The 19330-nt window shown below is 72.6% G+C and carries 13 protein-coding genes; 5 read left to right on the forward strand and 8 right to left on the reverse strand.

What is annotated here, in order from left to right; translation table 11 throughout:
* Positions 1 to 111: 111 nt before the first annotated feature.
* Entirely contained in the window at positions 112 to 1323 is a 1212-nt protein-coding gene (gene ilvA / locus AXA68_RS02180) for a threonine ammonia-lyase (protein ID WP_066412226.1), read from the forward strand.
* 23 nt (positions 1324 to 1346) lie between these two features.
* Here the strand turns inward: ilvA and AXA68_RS02185 are convergent, their stop codons facing one another.
* From AXA68_RS02185 to folP, 3 genes are all read right to left on the reverse strand, one after another.
* Positions 1347 to 2417 carry an NAD(P)/FAD-dependent oxidoreductase gene (locus AXA68_RS02185; RefSeq protein ID WP_066412227.1) on the reverse strand — a complete coding sequence of 357 codons (1071 nt, stop codon included), beginning with the start codon at positions 2415 to 2417 and terminating at the stop codon, positions 1347 to 1349.
* Positions 2418 to 2493: 76 nt separating this feature from the next.
* Positions 2494 to 4005, reverse strand: a complete 1512-nt coding sequence (locus AXA68_RS02190) for a DHH family phosphoesterase (protein WP_066412232.1) — start codon at positions 4003 to 4005, stop codon at positions 2494 to 2496.
* Between the two features lie 54 nt (positions 4006 to 4059).
* Positions 4060 to 6750, reverse strand: a complete 2691-nt coding sequence (gene folP, locus AXA68_RS02195) for a dihydropteroate synthase (RefSeq protein ID WP_066412233.1) — start codon at positions 6748 to 6750, stop codon at positions 4060 to 4062.
* 106 nt (positions 6751 to 6856) lie between these two features.
* On the opposite strand from folP, the gene AXA68_RS02200 reads away from it, so the two are divergent.
* Both AXA68_RS02200 and glmS read left to right on the forward strand, forming a co-directional pair.
* The gene (locus tag AXA68_RS02200; protein WP_066412235.1) at positions 6857 to 8035 is read left to right on the forward strand and encodes a sugar phosphate nucleotidyltransferase; all 1179 of its coding nucleotides are present in this window, start codon (positions 6857 to 6859) and stop codon (positions 8033 to 8035) included.
* A 1-nt stretch (position 8036) separates the two neighbouring features.
* Positions 8037 to 9857 carry a glutamine--fructose-6-phosphate transaminase (isomerizing) gene (glmS, locus tag AXA68_RS02205; RefSeq protein WP_066412238.1) on the forward strand — a complete coding sequence of 607 codons (1821 nt, stop codon included), beginning with the start codon at positions 8037 to 8039 and terminating at the stop codon, positions 9855 to 9857.
* A gap of 32 nt (positions 9858 to 9889) precedes the next feature.
* Here the strand turns inward: glmS and AXA68_RS02210 are convergent, their stop codons facing one another.
* Positions 9890 to 12271, reverse strand: coding sequence for a hypothetical protein (locus AXA68_RS02210; RefSeq protein ID WP_066412240.1), 2382 nt, complete (start codon positions 12269 to 12271; stop codon positions 9890 to 9892).
* Positions 12272 to 12395: 124 nt separating this feature from the next.
* On the opposite strand from AXA68_RS02210, the gene AXA68_RS02215 reads away from it, so the two are divergent.
* The gene (locus AXA68_RS02215) at positions 12396 to 13562 is read left to right on the forward strand and encodes a GAF domain-containing sensor histidine kinase (RefSeq protein WP_394326467.1); all 1167 of its coding nucleotides are present in this window, start codon (positions 12396 to 12398) and stop codon (positions 13560 to 13562) included.
* A 427-nt stretch (positions 13563 to 13989) separates the two neighbouring features.
* Here AXA68_RS02215 and AXA68_RS02220 read toward each other — a convergent pair whose 3' ends face one another.
* From AXA68_RS02220 to AXA68_RS02230, 3 genes are read right to left on the reverse strand one after another with little or no spacing between them, the layout of a single operon-like run.
* Positions 13990 to 16149 (reverse strand): glycosyltransferase family 2 protein, encoded by a 2160-nt coding sequence (locus AXA68_RS02220; RefSeq protein WP_066412242.1) that lies wholly within the window; start codon positions 16147 to 16149, stop codon positions 13990 to 13992.
* Positions 16146 to 17402 (reverse strand): HEAT repeat domain-containing protein, encoded by a 1257-nt coding sequence (locus AXA68_RS02225; protein ID WP_232745042.1) that lies wholly within the window; start codon positions 17400 to 17402, stop codon positions 16146 to 16148. Before AXA68_RS02225 ends, AXA68_RS02220 begins: the two co-directional genes overlap by 4 nt.
* A 1-nt stretch (position 17403) precedes the next feature.
* Positions 17404 to 17784 carry a response regulator transcription factor gene (locus AXA68_RS02230; RefSeq protein WP_066418311.1) on the reverse strand — a complete coding sequence of 127 codons (381 nt, stop codon included), beginning with the start codon at positions 17782 to 17784 and terminating at the stop codon, positions 17404 to 17406.
* 163 nt (positions 17785 to 17947) lie between these two features.
* On the opposite strand from AXA68_RS02230, the gene AXA68_RS02235 reads away from it, so the two are divergent.
* Positions 17948 to 18598, forward strand: coding sequence for a riboflavin synthase (locus AXA68_RS02235; protein ID WP_066412244.1), 651 nt, complete (start codon positions 17948 to 17950; stop codon positions 18596 to 18598).
* A 27-nt stretch (positions 18599 to 18625) separates the two neighbouring features.
* Here the strand turns inward: AXA68_RS02235 and AXA68_RS02240 are convergent, their stop codons facing one another.
* Positions 18626 to 19324 (reverse strand): phosphoglycerol geranylgeranyltransferase, encoded by a 699-nt coding sequence (locus AXA68_RS02240; RefSeq protein ID WP_066412247.1) that lies wholly within the window; start codon positions 19322 to 19324, stop codon positions 18626 to 18628.
* Positions 19325 to 19330 lie beyond the last annotated feature (6 nt).

Genomic DNA, 19330 nt, shown 5'->3' on the forward strand with positions numbered 1-19330 from the left:
TGCGTCGACTGCGAGCGCGGACGGAAACGATCGTGAATCGACGACCGCGCTACCGGTCGTGAACCGACGACGACCGGAACCGATTAGCCCGCGGCGTCGCCACGGGGGCGTATGATCTCGTTGGCCGACATCGAGGCCGCCCGCGAGCGGGTCGACGGCGTCGCCCGCCACACGCCGCTCGAGCGCTCGCGGACGTTCTCGGAGATGACCGGCGCGGACGTCCACCTCAAACTCGAGAACTTCCAGCGCACCGGCGCGTTCAAGATCCGCGGGGCGACGAACCGGATCGCGACCCTCCCGCCCGAGGCGCGCGAGGCCGGCGTCGTCACCGCCAGCGCCGGCAACCACGCGCAGGGCGTCGCGCTGGCGGCCGAGCGCGCAGGGGTCAAGGCCACCGTCGTGATGCCGAAGTTCGCGCCCGTCTCGAAGGTGAAAGCCACCCGCGGGTACGGCGCGACGGTCCGGCTGGAGGGCGTCGACTACGACGAGGCGCAGGCGGTCGCCCACGACCTCGAGCGCGAGCAGGGGTTGACGTACGTCCACGCCTTCGACGACCCGGCCGTGATGGCCGGGCAGGGCACCCTCGGGTTGGAGATCGCCGACGACCGGCCCGACCTCGACACCGTCGTCGTCCCGATCGGCGGCGGCGGGCTGATCTCGGGGGTCGCGGTCGCGGTCAAGGAGCGGCTGGACGACGTCCGCGTCGTCGGGGTCCAAGCGGAGGGCGCGGCCTCGGCGGCCGCGTCGCTGTCGGCGGGCGAGATCCGCGAGATCGAGGGCGTCGACACGATCGCCGACGGGATCGCCACCCGGTCGATCGGCGAGGAGCCGTTCGCGGTCATGCGCGAGTACGTCGACGAGGTGGTGACCGTCGACGACCGGGAGATCGCCTTAGCGCTCACGCTACTGCTCGAACGCTCGAAGACGCTCGTCGAGGGGGCGGGGGCGGTCGCGCTGGCGGCGACGCTCTCGGAGGCGTTCGACTACGACGCCGACGAGACGATCGTCGCCGCGTTATGCGGCGGCAACATCGACCTCAACCGGCTCGGGACGGTGATCCGCCGCGGGCTCGTCCAGATGGGCCGGTACCTCAAGATCACCGTCGACCTGAAGGACCGGCCGGGCGAGCTCGAGCGCGTCTCGAGCATCGTCGCGCGCGCCGGCGCGAACGTGTACGCGGTCCACCACGACCGGACCTCGCGGGACGTCGCGGTCAACGCCGCGGAGCTCGAGCTCGAACTCGAGACCGACGACGCCGAACACGCCGCGAGCATCGTCGAGGAGCTGGAGGCCGACGGCTACGAGGTCGAGGTGCTGTCGTAGAAGGCGGAGAACGGACGCCCCGCTCAGTCGTCCGCGGCCGCGGCGTCGACCTCGGCTTCGTGGAGCTCGCCGGCGCGCTCGCGCTCCGAGAGGTAGTCGTCGGCGTCGAGCGCGGCCTTCACGCCCATCCCGCCGGCGGTCACCGCCTGCTGGTAGTGGTGGTCGACCACGTCGCCCGCGCCGAAGATCCCCTCGACCGCGGTCGCGGTCTGTCCCCCGTCGCGACCCCCCTGCGTCAGGAGGTAGCCCGCGTCGTCGAGCTCGACGCCGGTGTCCTCCAGGTACTCGGTGTTCGGGGTGTGGCCGATGGCGTAGAACACCGCCCCGACGTCGAACTCGTACTCGTCGACCTCGTCGGCGGTCGCCGGGTCCTCGAGCTTCTCCTTGGGGTGGCCGTCGGGGTGCTCGACGAGCGTGACGCCCGTGATCCCCTCCTCGGCCGTGCCGTGGATCTCCGTCAGCTCCGTGTTCTTCAGGATCTCGACCTCGCCGTCGTCGACCTTGTCCATCACGCGCTCGATCCAGACGTCCTCCGCGCGGAACTCCTCGCGGCGGTGCGCGATGTAGACGGTGTCCGCGAACTTGGTGAGGAAGTTGGCCTCCTCCATGGCGGCGTCGCCGCCGCCGACGACGAGCATGTCCTCGCCGCGGAAGAACGCGCCGTCGCAGGTCGCACACGTCGAGAGCCCGTACCCCATCAGGTCGTCCTCGCCGGGGACGCCGAGCGTCCGCGCCGAGGCCCCGGAGGCGGCGATCACGGCGTCGGCGGTGTAGACGTCGCCGTTCGTGAGCTCGACCCGGAAGTGCCCCGCGGGCTCCTTCCGTACGTCGTCGACGATCCCGCTCCGGAACTCGGCCCCGAACTTCTCCGCCTGCGCGCGCATCTCGTTGATGAGCTCCGGCCCGGAGATCCCGTCGGGGAAGCCCGGATAGTTCTCCACGTCGGTCGTGAGCGTGAGCTGGCCGCCGGGCTCGTCGCCCTCGATCAACAGCGGATCGTTGTTCGACCGGGCCGCGTAGATCGCCGCGCTCAACGCGGCGATCCCGCTTCCGGCGACGAGGAGCCGTCGGTGCTCGAGTATTTCATCGCTCATACTATACTGTTCGTGGCGGCGGGATATGTAGGTTGCGCCCGCGGTTCGCGGGCCGCGGCGAGGGAGGGCGCCACGGTCAGTCCGGATACTCCGCGTCGAGCGCCGACGGCGTGATCCCGGCCGGCGGCGTCGGCGGCGCGGAGAGCGCCTCGAAGAACCGTTCGGCGACGAACTCCTCGACGACGTCGGCGAGCGACTCCTCCTCGGCGACGGCCTCCAAGATGCCGAGCGGGACCTGCGCGCCGGCCATGTTGGCGTGTCCGCCCGCGGAGCCCGCCTGCGCGAGCGCGTCCCGGAGCAGTTCGCCCACGTCGAGGTCGGTCCCGCGGGTGCGCGCCGACCCGTAGATCACCCCGTCCATGTAGCCGTACACGAAGGTCACGGCGATCCCCTCCAGATCGAGCAGCCGGTCGGCCGCCTGCGCGAGCGCGTCGCGGTCCGTGATCTCGCCGACGCAGGACGCGACCGTCGAGCCGCGGACGTCGCGCCGGTCGATCGCGGTCGCGAGCACGCGGAGCGTCTCCGGACTCACGCTCGGGCTCTCGACCCGGTCGAGCGTCGACTCGTCGACGTGCGGCGTCAGCGACGCGGCGGCCTCGAAGTCGGGGATCGACACCTCGCGGGTGAAATCCCGCGTGTCGATCCGGATCCCGTACAGCAGCGCGGTCGCGAGCGGGCGGTCCGGCTCGATCCCCAGCCGCGAGAGGTACTCCGCGATCAGCGTGCTCGTCGCGCCCGCGTCCGGCCGCACGTCGACGAACGCGCCCTCGACCGGCCCGCGTGGCGGGTGGTGGTCGATCACGACGTCGACCGGCGTCCCCTCCGGCAGCGAGTCGTTGATCCCCGCCCGCGAGTGGTCCACGAGCGCGATCCCGCCGTACGTCTCGAGGTCGACGCCGTCGACGGTCGAGAGCGAGAGGTCGAGGAGGTTCACCATCGCGCGGTTCTCCTGGTGGGCGATCTCCCCGCCGTAGCAGGGCTCCGCGGGGACGCCGACCGCCTCGGCGATCCGCGCCAGCCCGACCGCGCTCGCGATGGCGTCGGGGTCGGGGTTGTCGTGGGCGACGACGAGGAGCGGCCCGTCGAGACCCCGTATCGTCCGGATCAGCCGCGGCGGGCGTTCGGTCGAGGCCGTGGTCTCCGTGGCTTCCGGCGGCCGGTCGGGCCCGCGATCGTCTTCGGGGTCGGGAGCGTCGAGGCCGACCGCCTCGCGGACCCGCGTCGTCACCGCCTCGACCGGGTCGACGACGCGGTCCGCGATCGCCTCCAGGGCGTCGACCTGCGCCGCGGTCGGCGCGGTGCCGACGTGCGCGACGATCATGGCGTCGGGGTAGCGCTCACGGGCGGCGGAGGCGGCGGCGACGTTCCGGGTCGGCTCGTCGTCCGCGACGAGGACGACCGCGGCGCGCTCGGGATACGCGGAGGGGTCGGTCGGGTCGGCCTCCACGGTCGTCACGTTGCGGTCGCGCAGCGTCGAGGCCCAGCCGGCGTCGTCGGTCACGGCGAGGAGGTCCGCGGAGCCATCGGCGACGCCCTCGACGAGGGCGCTTCCGACCGCGCTACAGCCGAGCAGCAGACGCCGAACCATGTGCGTCGACAAAGCGGGCGGCGACGCAAAACGCTGCCGTCCGCGTCGCCGGCCTCACTCGGGCCGCTCCGGATCGGTCGCGGCGGCGACGACGTCGACCGCGGCGCGGTTCTCGGCGACGTCGTGGACGCGGACGAGGTCGGCCCCGCGCTCGGCCGCGAGCGCGGTCGCGGCGACGGTCGCGTGCTCGCGGTCGTCCGGGCCGAGGCCGACGGCGTCGTACAGCGACTTGTAGGAGTGGCCGACCAGCACCGGGCAGCCGAGCGCCGCGAACTCGTCGACCCGGCCGAGCAGCTCGAAGTTCTCGGCGGCCGACTTGCCGAACCCGAGTCCGGGGTCGACGATCACGCGGTCCCGGTCGATCCCCGCCACGTCGGCCAGCGCGAGCCGCTCGCGGAGGTCGGCGATCACGTCCGCGACCACGTCGTCGTACTCCGGGTCGTTGTCGGGGTCGACGGGGGCGTCGACGCTGTGCATCACGACGACGGGACACCCGGCGTCGGCGACGACCTCGCGCATCCGGGGGTCCTCCAACCCGGTCACGTCGTTTATCACGTCCGCGCCCGCCTCGAGGGCCGCCTCCGCGACCGCCGGCTTCCGGGTGTCGACGGAGACGAGCACGTCGCCGTCGGCGACCGCGGGGACCTCCCGGACCGCGTCGATCGCCGGGACGACGCGGGCGATCTCCTCGGTGACGGGGACCGCCTCCGCGCCCGGCCGGGTGGACTCGCCGCCGACGTCGATCACGTCGACGCCGGCCTCGACCATGCGCTCCGCCCCCGCGACCGCGTCCGCGAGCCCCTCGTGGCGGCCGCCGTCGTGGAAGGAGTCGGGCGTCACGTTGAGCACGCCCATCACCGCGGTGCCGTCGGACCAGGGGTAGTCGTCGGCCCCGGCGGCCCCGGCAACCCCGGCGGCGGGATCCCCGGCCGATCCCCGGCCGATCCCGAGTCGCTCCCGGAGGTCGGCCGCGACGCCCGCGAGGCCGCCGCCCGCGCCCTCGAGCCGGTCGCACAGCTCCCGGAACTCGGCGACCGAGCCGGCGAGCGTGACCGGCGAGAGCTCGCCGCCCGCGGAGCCGCCGCCGTCGACATCGCCGCCGTCGCCCGTCGCGCCGACCCCGCCGACGGCCGCCTCGCCGCCGACCGTCCGGAGCGTCGCCGCGACCCGGTTCGCGCGGTCGCCCCGGAGCCGGAGCGAGCAGGTCCGGTGATCGACCCCGCCTCGCGCGCGCGCCGCGTCCGCCGGCGGGACCCCGCCCCGCTCGAGGGCGCGGGCGGCGTCCGCCGGGCCGTCGACCGACTTCGGAGTCACGGTTCGGTACAGCGCCGCGCGCGCCTCCGCGACCGCGAACAGCGAGCCGACGACGAGCACGCAGTCGTCCTCCTCGGCGCGGTCGGTCGCCGCCGCGACCGCGTCGGCGACGTCATCGCCCTCCGTCACGTCGTCGACGCCGCCCGACCGGAGCGCCGCCGCGAGCACGGCCGGGTCCTCCGCGCGGTCGAGCGCGGGCCGGCAGGCGATCGCGGTCTCCGCGGCCGGGAGCGCGCCGACCGCGCCGGCGTGGTCCTTGTCGTGCATCGCGGCGTACACGAGGTGGAGGTCCGCGTAGTCGTACTCCGCGAGCGTCTCCGCGAGGGTCGCGCAGGCCGCGGGGTTGTGCGCGCCGTCGAGGACGGTCAGCGGCCCCGTGTCGACGACCTCGAACCGGCCGGGCCACGTCGCCCGCGCGAGCCCGTCCGCGAGCGCCCGGTCGAAGGACCCGACGGCCTCCCCGTCGCCTGCGTCGCCCTCGTCGAGCGCGTCGAGCGTTCTGCGCGCCAGTGCCGCCGCGACCGCGGCGTTGGTCGCCTGATGTCTCCCGACGAGCGGGATCCGGTAGGTTCCGGCCGACTCGCCGGCGAAGGTCACCTCGGCGTCCGTCGCGCTCACGCGCCCCCCGTAGCTCGCGTCGATCGCGGGGTCGAGGTCCCCGTCCGGGGAGTCCGCGTCGTCGACCTCGTCGCCCGTGTCGTCGCCCTCGGCGGCGCCACCGTCCGCGTCGTCCTCACCGCCCGCGTCGTCACCGCCCGCGCCGCCGGGACCCGTGACCCGCGTCACGGGCGCGCCCGCCTCCCCGGCGACCTCGCGGACGACCCGCAGGGCCTCGCCCGAGCAGGCCGTGACCATCGGGGCGTCGGCGCGGGCGATCCGCGACTTGGTGCGGGCGATCTCGCCGATCGTGTCGCCGAGGACCGCGGTGTGCTCGAGCGAGACGTTCGTCACCGCGGTCGCGACGGGGTCGACGGCGCTGGTCGCGTCGTACTCGCCGCCGAGGCCGACCTCGAGGACGACCACGTCGACGTCGCGGCGCGCGAAGTCGTGGAGCGCCATCGCCGTGATCACCTCGAAGAACGTGAGCGGCTCGCCGGCCGCGGCCCGCTCTACGAGCCACGGCTTCGCCTCCTCGACGAAGTCGGCGACCGCCGCGTCGGTCATGGGCCGGCCGTCGACGCGGATCCGCTCCGTGAGCGCGGCGAGGTGCGGCGAAGTGTAGAGCCCGACGGAGAGCCCGGACTCCCGCAGGACCGACTCGACCATCCGGGCCGTGCTCCCCTTGCCGTTCGAGCCCGCGATCTGGACGCACGGGAGGTCGGCTTCGGGGTTCCCCAGCCGGTCGAGCAGCGCCTCGATCCGCTCGGTGCCGGGCTTGACCGAGAAGCGACGGAGGTCGAACAGGAAGTTCGCCGCCTCGTGGTAGTACATACGCCGTGGGTCGTCTCCGGGTCGTTTAGGCGTACCGGACCCGACCGAGCCCGCGAGCGCGCGGCGACCACCACCCTTCAAGTCGGTCGGACGTTTCGAATCCGACATGTCCGACCGACCGACGACGGCCGTCGTCCTCGCCGCCGGCGCGGGGCGGCGGCTGAGTCCGCTGACGAACCGGCGGCCGAAGCCGATGGTCCCGGTCGCCAACAAGCCCCTCCTCGAGTACGTGATCGAGGCCGCGAGCGCGGCCGGCGTCGACGAGTTCGTCCTCGTCGTGGGGTACGAGCGCGAGCGGATCCAGACCCACTTCGGCGACGGCGACGACTGGGGCGTCTCGATCCGGTACGTCGTCCAGGAGAAGCGGCTCGGCACCGCGCACGCGGTCTCGCAGGCCGAACCCCACGTGGACGGGCCGTTCCTCGTGTTGAACGGCGACCGGATCGTCGAGCCCGCCGCGGTCGCGGACGTCCGCGACGCCCTCGCCGACGGCGACGCCGCGGCCGCGATGGCGGTGACGAGAAGCGACCGGCCGCGGTCCTACGGGGTCGTCACCGTCCGCGACGACCGCGTGGAGACCATCGTCGAGAAGCCCCGGCGGGGGGCGGAGTCCGAGGTGATCAACGCGGGCGTGTACGCGTTCACGCCCGCCGTCTTCGACGCCGTCCGCGACACCGAACCCTCCGACGAGGGGGAGTACGAGCTGCCCGACACCGTCGCGCGGCTCATCGGCGACGGCGGCGTCCGCGCCGTCAGGTACGACGGCGGCTGGCACGACGTCTCGTACCTCTGGGACCTGCTCGCGGTCACCGACGACGTGCTCGACCGCGACGGCGGCTCCGTCGAGGGAACGCTCGCGCCCGGCGCGGGCGTCGACGACCGCTGCGTGGTCGCGCCGACCGCCTCCGTCGGCCGCGGCGCGGTCGTCGCCGCGGGGACGACCGTGGGCGCGAACGCCCGGATCGAACCCAACGCGACCGTCGAGCGCTCCGTCGTCTTCCCGGACGCGACCGTCGAGGCCGGCGCGGTGCTCCGCGACTGCGTCGTCGGCGCGGGCGCGACCGTGGGCGCGAACGCCACCGCTCGGGGCGGGACCGCCACCGTCGCCGTCGCCGGCGAGCTGTACGAGGGGGTGCGCCTCGGCGCGGTCGTCGGCGACGACGCGAGCGTCGGCGGCGCGGCGGCGCTCGCGCCGGGGACCGTCCTCGGCAACGACGCCGTCGTCGGCGACGGCGCGTCGGTGAGCGGGCGCGTCGAGGACGGCGTGACGGTACGGAGGGGGTAACATGTGTGGAATCATCGGCTACGTCGGCGAGCGTCCCGCCCTCCCGATCCTCTCTTCGGGCCTCTCGAACCTGGAGTACCGCGGGTACGACTCCGCGGGCGTCGCGCTCACCGACGACGCGCTCTCCGTGTACAAGAAGTCCGGCGAGGTGAGCGAGCTCCAGGGGATCCTCCCCGAGTCGACCGACCACACGCGGGGGATCGGCCACACCCGGTGGAGCACCCACGGCCCGCCGACGGACGAGAACGCGCACCCGCACACGGACTGTACCGGCCGGGTCGCGGTCGTCCACAACGGGATCATCGAGAACTACGACGCGCTCCGCGAGGAGCTCGCCGACCACAAGTTCACGAGCGACACCGACACCGAGGTCGTCCCGCACCTGATCGAGGAGGCGCTCGACGCGGGCGCGGAGCCGCGGGCGGCGGTCGAGGCCGCCGTCGACCGCCTTGAGGGCACCTACGCGGTGGTCGTGACGATCGCCGGCGTCGACGAGGTGTACGCGACCCGCCGCGACAGCCCGCTCGTCGTCGGCCACGCCGAGGACGGGACCTTCCTCGCGAGCGACGTGACCGCCTTCCTCGAGCACACCCGCGAGGTGACCTACGTCGAGGACGGCGACTTCGCCGTGGTCGGCGAGGACGGCCTGTCGCTGTACCGCGACGGGGAGGCGATCGAGCCGCCGGTCGAGACGCTCGAGTACGAGGCCGACGCGGCCGAGAAGAGCGGCTACGACCACTACATGTTAAAGGAGATCCACGAGCAGCCGCGGGCGCTCCGCCAGACGATCTCCGGGCGGATCGACGCGGACGACGGGACCGTCGACGTCGACGTCGACCTCCCGAGCGAGTACGTCGACTCGATCGAGGAGATCCAGATCGTCGCCTGCGGGACCTCCAACTACGCGGGACGGTACGCCGCCGAACTGCTCGAGTCGGTCGTCGACGTCCGGACGACGGTGGAGGTCGCGAGCGAGTACGAGTTCGACGGCGGCCGCGACCCCTGGCGCACGCTCGTGGTCGCGGTGACACAGAGCGGCGAGACCGCCGACACGCTCTCCGCGATCCGGCGGGCGAAACGCGCCGGCGCGCGGACGCTCGCGGTCACCAACACGCTGGGAAGCACGATCGTCCGCGAGACCGACGACAGCGTGTTCATCCGCGCCGGTCCGGAGATCGGCGTGGCGGCGACGAAGACGTTCGCCTCGCAGGTGGCGACGCTGACGCTGCTCGCGGTCCACATCGGCCGGACTCGCGGGTCGCTGTCGTACGGGCGAGCGCGCGAGCTGCTCGAGTCCGTCCGGAAGCTCCCGAACGCGGTCCAGGGCGTCCTCGACCGCGAGGACCGCGTTCGGGAGGTCGCCCGCGAGTACGCCGACAGCGACGCGTTCTTCTTCGTCGGCCGGAAGCTCGGCCACCCGGTGGCGCTGGAGGGCGCGTTGAAGCTGAAGGAGATCTCCTACGACCACGCCGAGGGCTTCCCCGCCGGCGAGCTCAAACACGGGCCGCTCGCGCTCGTCACCGAGGAGACGCCCGTGCTGGCGCTCCTGACCGACGGCTCCAGGCCGGACGAGACGCTGAACAACGTCAAGGAGGTCGAGGCGCGCGGCGCGCCGGTGATCGGCGCGACGACCGCCGACGGCGACGGGCGGGCGACCGACTCGGCGTACCTCGACGTCGAGTTGCCCGTCCCCGCTACCGGCGCGCTGGAGCCGCTCGTCGCGAACGTCTACTGGCAGCTGTTCGCCTACCACGTCGCCGACGAGAAGGGGCGACCGATCGACCGCCCGCGCAACCTCGCGAAGAGCGTGACGGTCGAGTAGCGCGGAAGTGACACTCGCCCGCGCTCCCCGCCTCAGCCGTACCGGCCGAAGGTCTCTCGGAGGTACTCCGCCGACTCCTTGAGCCGCTCCGTGTACGCCGGCTCGTCCCACGTCGGCGGGACGTACTCGACCGTGCGGAGCCGGCCGTCCTCGATCCCGGGGACCGCGTGCGCGAGGTTCGTCGACCGCGAGTCGATCGGCTCGGCGGCGGCTTCGGTCCCTCCGCCGTCGTCGTCCCCGGCCGGCACGTAGGAGGCGGCGGCGACGTCGATCGCCTCGAACGGCTCGTACTCGTCGACCCCGTCGGTCCAGAGGTCGCCGAGCTGACGGCGTCGGCTCGGGTCCGCGACGTTGAGGAGCAGCCACGGGAGCCGGACCTCGATCGCGTCCGTCGACGGCGAGACGTGGACATCGGCGAGCGAGTCGTACTCGGCGGCGTCGGGGTTGCCGTTCCCGTAGCGGAGCGTCCCCGTCTCGACCGACTGGAACGGGACCCGCTCGCCGGTCGGAGGGACCGTGTAGCCGCGACCGATCGTCATCCGGATCGGCGCGAACGCGCCGGGGTCGGGGTTTCGGTACGCCGAGAGGTCGAGCCCCGCCTCCGCGCCGTACAGGTACGCGAACGCGTCGTATCGCGGGTGGACCGTCACGCGCGAGTCGCCCGGACCGCCGAGCCGGACGACGAAGTCCGTGGACGCCGAGGTCGCGTCGACGCCGTGGGGGAGCCGTACCCCGCTCCGGCCGGTCAGGCCGAGCGTGAGGAGGTAGTTGATGCGGTCCCAGTCGGGGGCGTCGTCGACGCCCGCACCGTCGCCGAGATCGGCGACCTCGAGGCGGATCGAGAGGTACGCGGCGTCGCTCGTGACTCGGAGCGCGGTCAGTTCGCGGGCGTCGTCCGCGACGCTTCCGGCGGGGTCGTCCGCGGCGCTCCCGTCGCCCCCGTCGCCGAGCCGGACGGGCGGGTCCGCCGGCGTCGCCGCGGTCGCGTCGGCCCACGCGTCCGCGGAGCCGTCGAGCGGGACCGCGTCCGCCGGGTCGAACGTGAGCAGGCCGAACCCCTGTTCGGGCGTCTGAACGTTCGACCACTCCGGCCGGCGGTTCGGGTCCGAGAGCGCGGCGAGGTTCCACGTCCGCTTGAACCACTCGTCGTGCCAGCTGAAGACGAGGCCGCCGGCCGCGCCGACCTCGCGGACGTCCTCGTACATCGCCGAGAGGATCTCCCCCTGCTCGGTCTCGGTGTGGCGGCCCTGGTCGCGACCGTGGACGTGTCGCTGGGCGATCCCCCGCGAGGAGGGGACGCCGAACTCGGCGACCACGAGCGGGTGGTCCGTGGCACCGACCAGGTCGTTCAGGTAGCCGGCGTAGCTGTTCCGTTCCCCCCGGTGGTCGACGTAGTTCACGTACTCCGGCGTCTCGTTGAGCAGCGGCGGGTAGTACGGGTAGACGTGGTAGGCCGCGAACGTCCCCGCGTCGTAGGCGTCGGTCGCGACGACGGCGTCGGGGTCGACGGTGACCGCGTCCTCCATCCGGAACGGCTCGTAGGGGTGGGAAAGCGGGTCGGTCGTCACCCAGTTCGTGAACGCCGCGGGGCGTTGGGTCCCGTACTCGTCGACCTCGTGGGCCACCGCCCGGTCGAGCCGCTCGGCGAGCCAGCGTTCGAAGGGCCGGTCGGCCGTCGACGAGAGGTACTCGCCGTCGTACGGGCCGGGGTCGTTCGCGCGGTTCGTCTCGGCGACGACGGTCGGCGGCCACTCTATCCCGGCGATATAGCCGAGGACGGCGTCGCTCACGTCGGCGTCGTAGGTCCCGCTGGCGTGGCCGGGTTCGGGGTCGATCGTCGTCGCGCCGTGGACGACGTCGACGACCTGCCGGAGCGACCGGTCGAACTCCGCGGAGAGCGCGAACGCGTCGCCGGCGTCGACCAGGTGTTCCTCGCCGATCCAGTTGCCGTGGAGGAGGTAGATCGGATCCGCGTGCTCCCGGTTGTACGCGGCGAGCGCGCGGTAGAACGCCGGCGGGTGGACCGTGTACACCCGGACGACGTTCACGTTCAACTCGCCCATCCACGCGAGCCAGCGGTCGTACTCGGCGCGGGTGATGGCCGCCTCGCCGGGGAAGCGGCCGGGCTTGGCCATCCCCAGGTTCACCCCGCGGGGGACGACCGCCTCGAAGGAGCCGCCGTCGACGGAGACCGCGAAGCCGTCGTCGCCGACGCGGAAGCGCCGGTCGGGGCCCGGAGAGCGGGCGGCGTCGTCGGTTCCCCCGCCGTCGTCTCCCTCCCCGTCGCCGGCACCGCCCTCACCGCCCGCGTCGGTTCCGCTCCCGTCGCCGGCGGTCCCGTCGCGGAACCCGCAGCCGGCGGTCCCGACCGCGCCGGCCGCCCCCACCTTTCCGAGGAACGCGCGTCTGTTCACGACGTTCCCTGTCGCCGTCGAGATAAAGTCTTGACCCCGGGAGGGCCGGTCGCGCGACCGGACGAGAGCGGGGACGACTTCCGGTTTTATGGGGGTCCCTCCGAAACCCGACGACGACCCACCGATGACCTCCTCCGGCGATCCCGACCACTCCCGACCGTTCGAGCGCCTCGTCCGGTTGAGCGACGCGAACCTGACCCCCGAAGAGCGGATCCGGGAGGCGATCGACGTCGGCCGGAGGTACCTCGGCGTCGACAACGGCGTCCTCTCGTACACCGCCGAGGGGCGCTACGAGGTGATCGCCACGAACATCGAGTCCGGGCCGTACGCCGAGGGTGGCGTCGTCGACCTCGACGGGACGTGGTGTCGCCACGTCGTCGCGGACGGCGAGACGATCGGGTTCGCCGACGCCGCGGAGGGCCGGTACCGCGACGACCGGGCGCTCGAGACGACCGGGCTTCGCTGTTACGTCGGCGCGCCCGTCGAGATCGACGGCGAGACGTACGGGACGCTGTGTTTCTCCGATCCGGACCCGCGCGCGGACCCGATCTCCGACGAGGAGCGCGGCTTCGTCTCGGTGCTCGCCGACTGGGTCGGTCACGAGCTCGAGCGCGGCAAACACTACGCCGAGTTGCGCGAACAGAACGACCGGCTCGACGAGTTCACCGGGATCGTCGCCCACGACCTCCGGAACCCGCTCGCGGCCGCGATCGGGTTCACGGAGCTGGCACAGGAGGAGGCGACGGGCGAGACCGCGGCGTTCCTCTCGCGGGTCCGGAGCGCGCTCGGCCGCATGGAGACGATGATCGCGGAGTGTCTGATACTGGCGAAGGAGGGCACGGACGTGGGCGAACGCGACGAGATCGACCTCGAGGCGCTCGTCCGCGACGCCTGGGAGACGGTCCGGACCCGGAACGCGACGCTGTCGGTCGAGATCGAGCCGGGGACGACCGTCCTCGCCGATGCGGGGCGACTCCAGCGACTCTTCGAGAACCTGTTCCGAAACGCGGTCGAGCACGGCGGCCCGGACGTCTCGGTGACCGTCTCGGGCGACGACCACGGGTTCGTCGTCGCCGACGACGGCCCCGGACTGCCCCCGGCGGTCGAGGCCGCGCTCGCCGACGCCGACGCGGAGAACGTCAAGTCGTTCGGGCTCGGGCTGTTGGTCGTCCTCCGGGTCGTCTCGGGACACGGCTGGGACCTCGGGGTCGACACCTCCGCCGAGGGGACCGCCTTCCGCGTGAGCGACCTCAACGCCGCGGAGCCGGTCCACGAGGAGTTGGACGACTAGGTCGTCCGAACGCATGAGATCAGTCGAGAGATCGGGAGACCGAGTACTAGGTACGTGAGAGGCATCGTTGCGGTGGCGCGCCTGCGAGCGTCCCGGAGGGGCGCGAGCAGAACGCGAGGGACGCGGTGAGCGCTCGGAGAGCGCTCACCGCGAGGCTGGGGAGGCGTGAGGTGCGGTTGCGGGACGGTTGGGCGAGACTCAAAGGGGCAGTCGCCGGCGGCGGAGCCGCCGGCTGCCAGAGGCGCGGAGCGCCTCGCTGTCGCGAGGACGAAGACGCGCGACGCAAGGCACCACAGGGAGCGAGTGAAACGAGCGACCGAGGAGCACAGCGAGCGCATCGAGTCCTCGCGACTGGGGCTTTGGCGGTGTTCACCGCGTCGGCAACGATCCCGTATCGATCGATCCGATCACGCGAAAGAGAGTCGTCTCATCCGTCGTTTCCGTCATCGATCCCGGCACCCCACGGTCCGATCCCGTCGCCGAGCGACTCCATCCCGTCGACCACCCAGACGTAGCCGTCGCGACCCGCCCCGTCGGCGAACTCGCGCGTCCAGACGAACCCGCCGTCGCCCATCCCGTCGCTCGGATCCGTGGTCCAGACGAATCCGCCGTCCCCCACGCCGAGCGAGAAGTCCGTCGTCGCGACGAGCCGACCGGCGGCGGGGTCGCCGTCGGCCCCGAGCACCCAGACGAAGCCGCCGTCACCCACGCCCTCGGAGGGGTCCGTGGTCCAGACGAACCCCCCGTCGCCGACGCCCTCGGAGAAATCGGTGGTCCAGACGAACCCGCCGTCGCCCAGCCCGTCTCGCGGGTCCGGGGTCCGGAGGAAACCGCCGACTGCTCCCCCGAGGATCGCTTCGGGCGACTCCTCCGCCCTGGACGACTCCCCCGCCGTGGACGAGTCCACGCCCGCGATCCCGGCGATCCAGCGGAGCCCGTCGGCACCGGGCTCCGCGACGAGGTCGTCGATCCACGCGAAGCCGTCCGCGACGGCCGGGGCGGTCGCGTCCGGGTCGGGGAGGTCGTCGGCGAAGCGGTCGACCCACACGAAGCCGCCGTCGGCGTCCCCGAGATCCGCGTCCGCGTCGGTCGTCACGTCCGGGGGATCGGCGGAAGCCGCGGCGGCGGTTCCGGCGGCCGCGACAGCGCCGTCCGCCGGGCCGCCCGCTCCTCCGCCGAACCCGCGTCGCTCCATCACGCCCCAGGAGGTCTCGCCGCGGAGGAACTCGACGAGCCCGTGCCAGGCGACCGCCGTCTTCCACTGGCGGTAGCCGAAGTTCTCGAGGACGCCGTACCACAGCAGCCGGACCACGTCCCTGGGGTCCTCGTAGCGGTTGAAGCTCCACACCTCGCTGAACACGCCGAACCACGAGAGGAAGATCCCGACGCCGACGGTGAGGAGCAGGAAGGCGAGGAAGAACTCGACGTTCAGGATCCCGAAGTACCACGCCAGAGGGAGGAGGACATAGCCGAACCCCTCGATGAGCGGCCCCAGCGCCTCCGCGGCGGTGAAGAAGGGGAGGATGGCGGTCCCGACGCGGCCGTAGCGCCGCCTGAAGAACACCCCGCGGTTGGCGACGACCGTCTCGAGCATCCCGCGGTACCAGCGGCGTCGCTGGCGACCGAGCGTCCGGAGATCCTCCGGGACCTCCGTCCACGCGACCGGCTCCGGGAGGAAATCGACCGTGTACTCCACGTCCTCGTCGGAGAGGTAGCGGTGGAGCCGGACGACCACGTCGAAGTCCTCGGTGACCGTGTCGTGGCGGTAGCCGCCGATCTCGCGGACGCGGTCGGTTCGGAAGACGCCGAAGGCCCCGGAGATGAGCACGAGCCCCTTGAGGCGGCTCAACCCGAGCCGGCCGGAGTAGAACGCGCGGAGGTACTCCATCACCTGGAGCCCGGGGAGCCCGGTCCGCGGGAGGTTGATCTCCTGGACCTCGCCGTCCTCGACGACGCAGTCGTTGGCGACGCGGATCGTCCCCCCGCTGGCGACCGCCTTCTCGGGCTCCTCGAGGAAGGGGCGGACGATCTGCAACAGCGCGTCCCGGTCGATGACCGTGTCTGAGTCGACCGCGCAGAACAGTTCCTGGTCGGTGAGCCACAGTCCCGCGTTGAGCGCGTCGCTTTTCCCGCCGTTCTCCTTGTCGACGACGACGAGGTCCTCGTGACGCGTCGAGCGGTACACCCCGCGGATCGGCTCGGCGGGCACGTCGTAGGGAACCGCCGCGTCGACCCGCTCCAACTCGAACGCCTCGCGGAGCCGGTCCATCGTGGCGTCCGTCGAGCCGTCGTTGACCACGACGACCTCCTGGTCCGGGTAGTTCAGCGTCAGCATCGATCGGACGCTCTCGACGATGCTCGCCGCCTCGTTGTACGCCGGGACGACCATCGCGACGCCGGGGTAGAAGGGGCTGTCGAACGCGCGGAACGGCGGGTTCCACCCCGACTCGCGCACGCTGTCGCGAAGCTCGAAGAGCGCGAGGACGTGGATGAGGAGGTAGCCCGCGTTGACCAGGACGTAGTAGCCGACGATGAACACGCCCGATCCGACGACCAACGCGACCGCGAGGTCCTCGACGGCCGTCATCGGGACGCCCCCTCCCGACCGCGCGGGGCAGTTCCGCGCGCAACGGCTCCCCGTCGGGGGACGTCGCGCGCCAGGTCGTCGAACCGGGCGTGTTCGACGGCCCACGCCCACGCCTCCTCGAATCCGCCGGAAGGATCGCTCCCGAGACCGTCGGGGAGCTCGAGCGACCGCCCGCCCGCGCGGCCGCGGTGTGACAGCACGGCCTCGGCCGCCGCGACGCGGGTCCGCCCGTCGGGCTCCGTGGCCGCGACCGTCCGGAGCGCGGACAGCGCCTCCGGGTCGCCCCACGCGCCGAGCAGCCGGTAGGCGCTCGCCCGGACGACCGGGGAGGGGTCCTCGGTCACCGCGGTCGGGTCGATCCGGGCCCGCAGCGGGCCGTTCCAGCCGTACGCGGCGAGCGCGCGCCAGGCGGCGACTCTGACCCGCTCCTCCGGGCTCGAGACCGCCCCGACGACCCACGAGAGGTCGGCGTCGCCGACGACCGTGTGGAGGTGGCCCGTCACGGACAACACCTGCTGTTGGACCGCGGGGTCCCACCCGTCGAACTCGGCCGCGGCCCGGTCGAAGAGCGGTCCGGGATCGGTCTCGCCGACCCGATGCAGCGTGTCGATCCCGAACACGGAGAAGGCGGAGGGGTCGTCGCCGAGGAGGAGGTCGACGCCCGTCGTCGCGAGGTCGGGCGCGTCGCTCGCGTACAGGACGCGCACGGCCGCCGCGCGCTCGCGCGGCGTGCCGGTACAGTGCGCCTCGAGCAGGGCGCGGTCGGGCGGGTCCCGGAGGAGCGCGAGCCAGGTCAACGCGCCGAGCCGGTCCCAGTAGTCGCCCTCGCGGATCTCGCGACGGGAGCGCTCGGGGATCCCGAGCGCGGTGCCGAGCCCCGCCAATCGCTCCGCGTCGCGGCCCTCGATCTGGCGGAGGTAGACGTCGAGGAGGGACTCGAGCTCGTCGCGGCGAACCGCCGACAGCGACGCGACCCACCCCTCCCAGCCGGGGTCCTCGCGGCCGTACAGCCGCTCGAGGAGTTCCGACCGGAGGTCCGCCCGGATCGGCTCGCGTCGCCGGCGACGCCGCGCCGCGAGGATCGAGTACCCGACCGTGACGAGGACGGCCGAGAGGAGGAGCGACCCGAGGACGACGACGCCGACCGAGATCGCGAGCGACGGGAGATCGGCCTGCGCCGCGGTCGGCGCGGTGCCGACCGGCAGCTCCGGACGCGGCGGAACGACGGCCCTCCGCGACACGGTGGCGTACACGTCACCCCTCCAGCAGCTTCTCGATGCGGGCCAGCAGTTCGTTCGGGCTGAACGGCTTGGTGAGGTACTCGTCGGCCCCCGCCTCGAGCCCGGTCAACACGTCCTCCTCGCGGCCGCGCGAGGTGAGCATGACCACCGGAACGTCGGGATCGACGGCGAGTTCCCCGCGGCGGATCGCACGGAGGAGGTCGGTCCCCTTCAGCCGCGGCATCATCACGTCGAGGACGACCACGTCGGGATCCGCGCCGGGCGCGTCGAGCGCCTCGCGCGCCTCGTGGCCGTCGTGACAGACGTCGAGGTCGAATCCGGCCATCGACAGTTTGTACTGGAGGATCGACCGGATGGCCTCGTCGTCGTCGGCTATCACCGCCGATCTGGACACGTCACACACCAGCACGGTCGGCGACTTGAGAGTATCGGGAACGCACCGACGACCGGCGACGCTCGACGCGCCGCCGCCGACCGACGGCGACCGGCGACAACCGACGACGACCGGCGACGCCCGAACCCAGAACGGCTATCCGTCGGCCGCCCGCAGACCGGGTATGTTCACCGGCATCGTCGAGGGGACGGGAACCGTCCGGGCGCGCACCGAGACGGCGGACGGCCTCCGGCTGCGGATCGACGCCGACGGGGTCGACGGCTTCGACGACCTCGCGCACGGCCAGTCGATAAGCGTGAGCGGCGTCTGTCTGACCGTCGAGGAGTTCGGGACGGTCGAGACCGAGACCGGCGGCGACTCGACGGCGGAAGCGGAGGGGACCGAACCCTGGTTCGAGGTCTTCCTCGCGGCGGAGACGGTCGCGAAGACGTACCTCGGCGACCTCCGCGCCGGCGACGCGGTCAACCTCGAGCGCGCGATGCCCGCGGACGGCCGGTTCGACGGCCACGTCGTCCAGGGCCACGTCGACACGGTGGCGGAGGTTCGGGGGATCGAGCGGGTCGGCGAGGACTGGCGGTTCACCTTCTCGATCCCGGAGGGTCACGGGCGCTACCTCGTCGACAAGGGGTCGGTGACGCTCGACGGGATCTCGCTCACGGTCGCCGAGAAGCGCGACGGGGAGTTCGACGTGGCGATCATCCCGACGACCTACGATCTGACGACGCTCTCGGGGAAGTCCGCGGGGGACCCGGTCCACCTGGAGGTCGACGTGATCGCGAAGTACGTCGAGAACATGCTGCACGGGTACGCCTAGGTCGATATATCGGCCGTTTCGGACGTTTCAGGCGTCCTTCGCGCCCCGGACCGTCTCCCGGACCGCGTCGACGCCCTCGTCGTGGAGGAGGTCGCCGACGACGATCACGTCGCTGTGTGCCGCCATCTCGTTCGCCGACTCGTAGTCGTGGATCCCGCCGCCGTAAAACAGCGTGGCGTCGTCGAGCGCGTCGCCGGCGGCGGCGACCTTCTCCGTGTCGCCGAAGGTGCCCGAGTACTCCAGGTAGACGATCTCCTGGCCGAACATCCGTTCCGCCACCTTGGCGTACGCCGCCACGTCGTCGGCGTCGAGGTCGCAGTTCGCGTCCGTCAGCTCCGCGACGGAGGCGTCGGGGTTCATCACGATGTATGCCTCGGTGTGGGTCCGGTCCCAGTCGAGGTCGTCGATGCGGACCCACTCCTTGTGTGCGCCCGTGATCCAGAAGGGGCCGCCGGCGTTGAACACCGTCGGGATCAGGTAGCCGTCGAGCGCCGGCGAGTCGATGACGACGCCGGGGTTCGACGGCTCCTGGTAGAGCGGGACGTCGTACTCGGCGGTGGCGTCGATGACCCGCGTCATCTTCTCGGCGGTGACGTCGAGGGTCCCGCCGATCTCGATCGCGTCGGTCCCGGTCCGGCACACGTCCTCGAAGGTCTCCCCGTCACAGAGGTCCTTGTCGGGGTCGACCTTCAGCACGTGGTCCCAATCGTCCCACGGATTGCTCATCGCTCG

It is taken from the genome of Halorubrum aethiopicum (assembly GCF_001542905.1).
GTDB classification, from domain to species: domain Archaea; phylum Halobacteriota; class Halobacteria; order Halobacteriales; family Haloferacaceae; genus Halorubrum; species Halorubrum aethiopicum.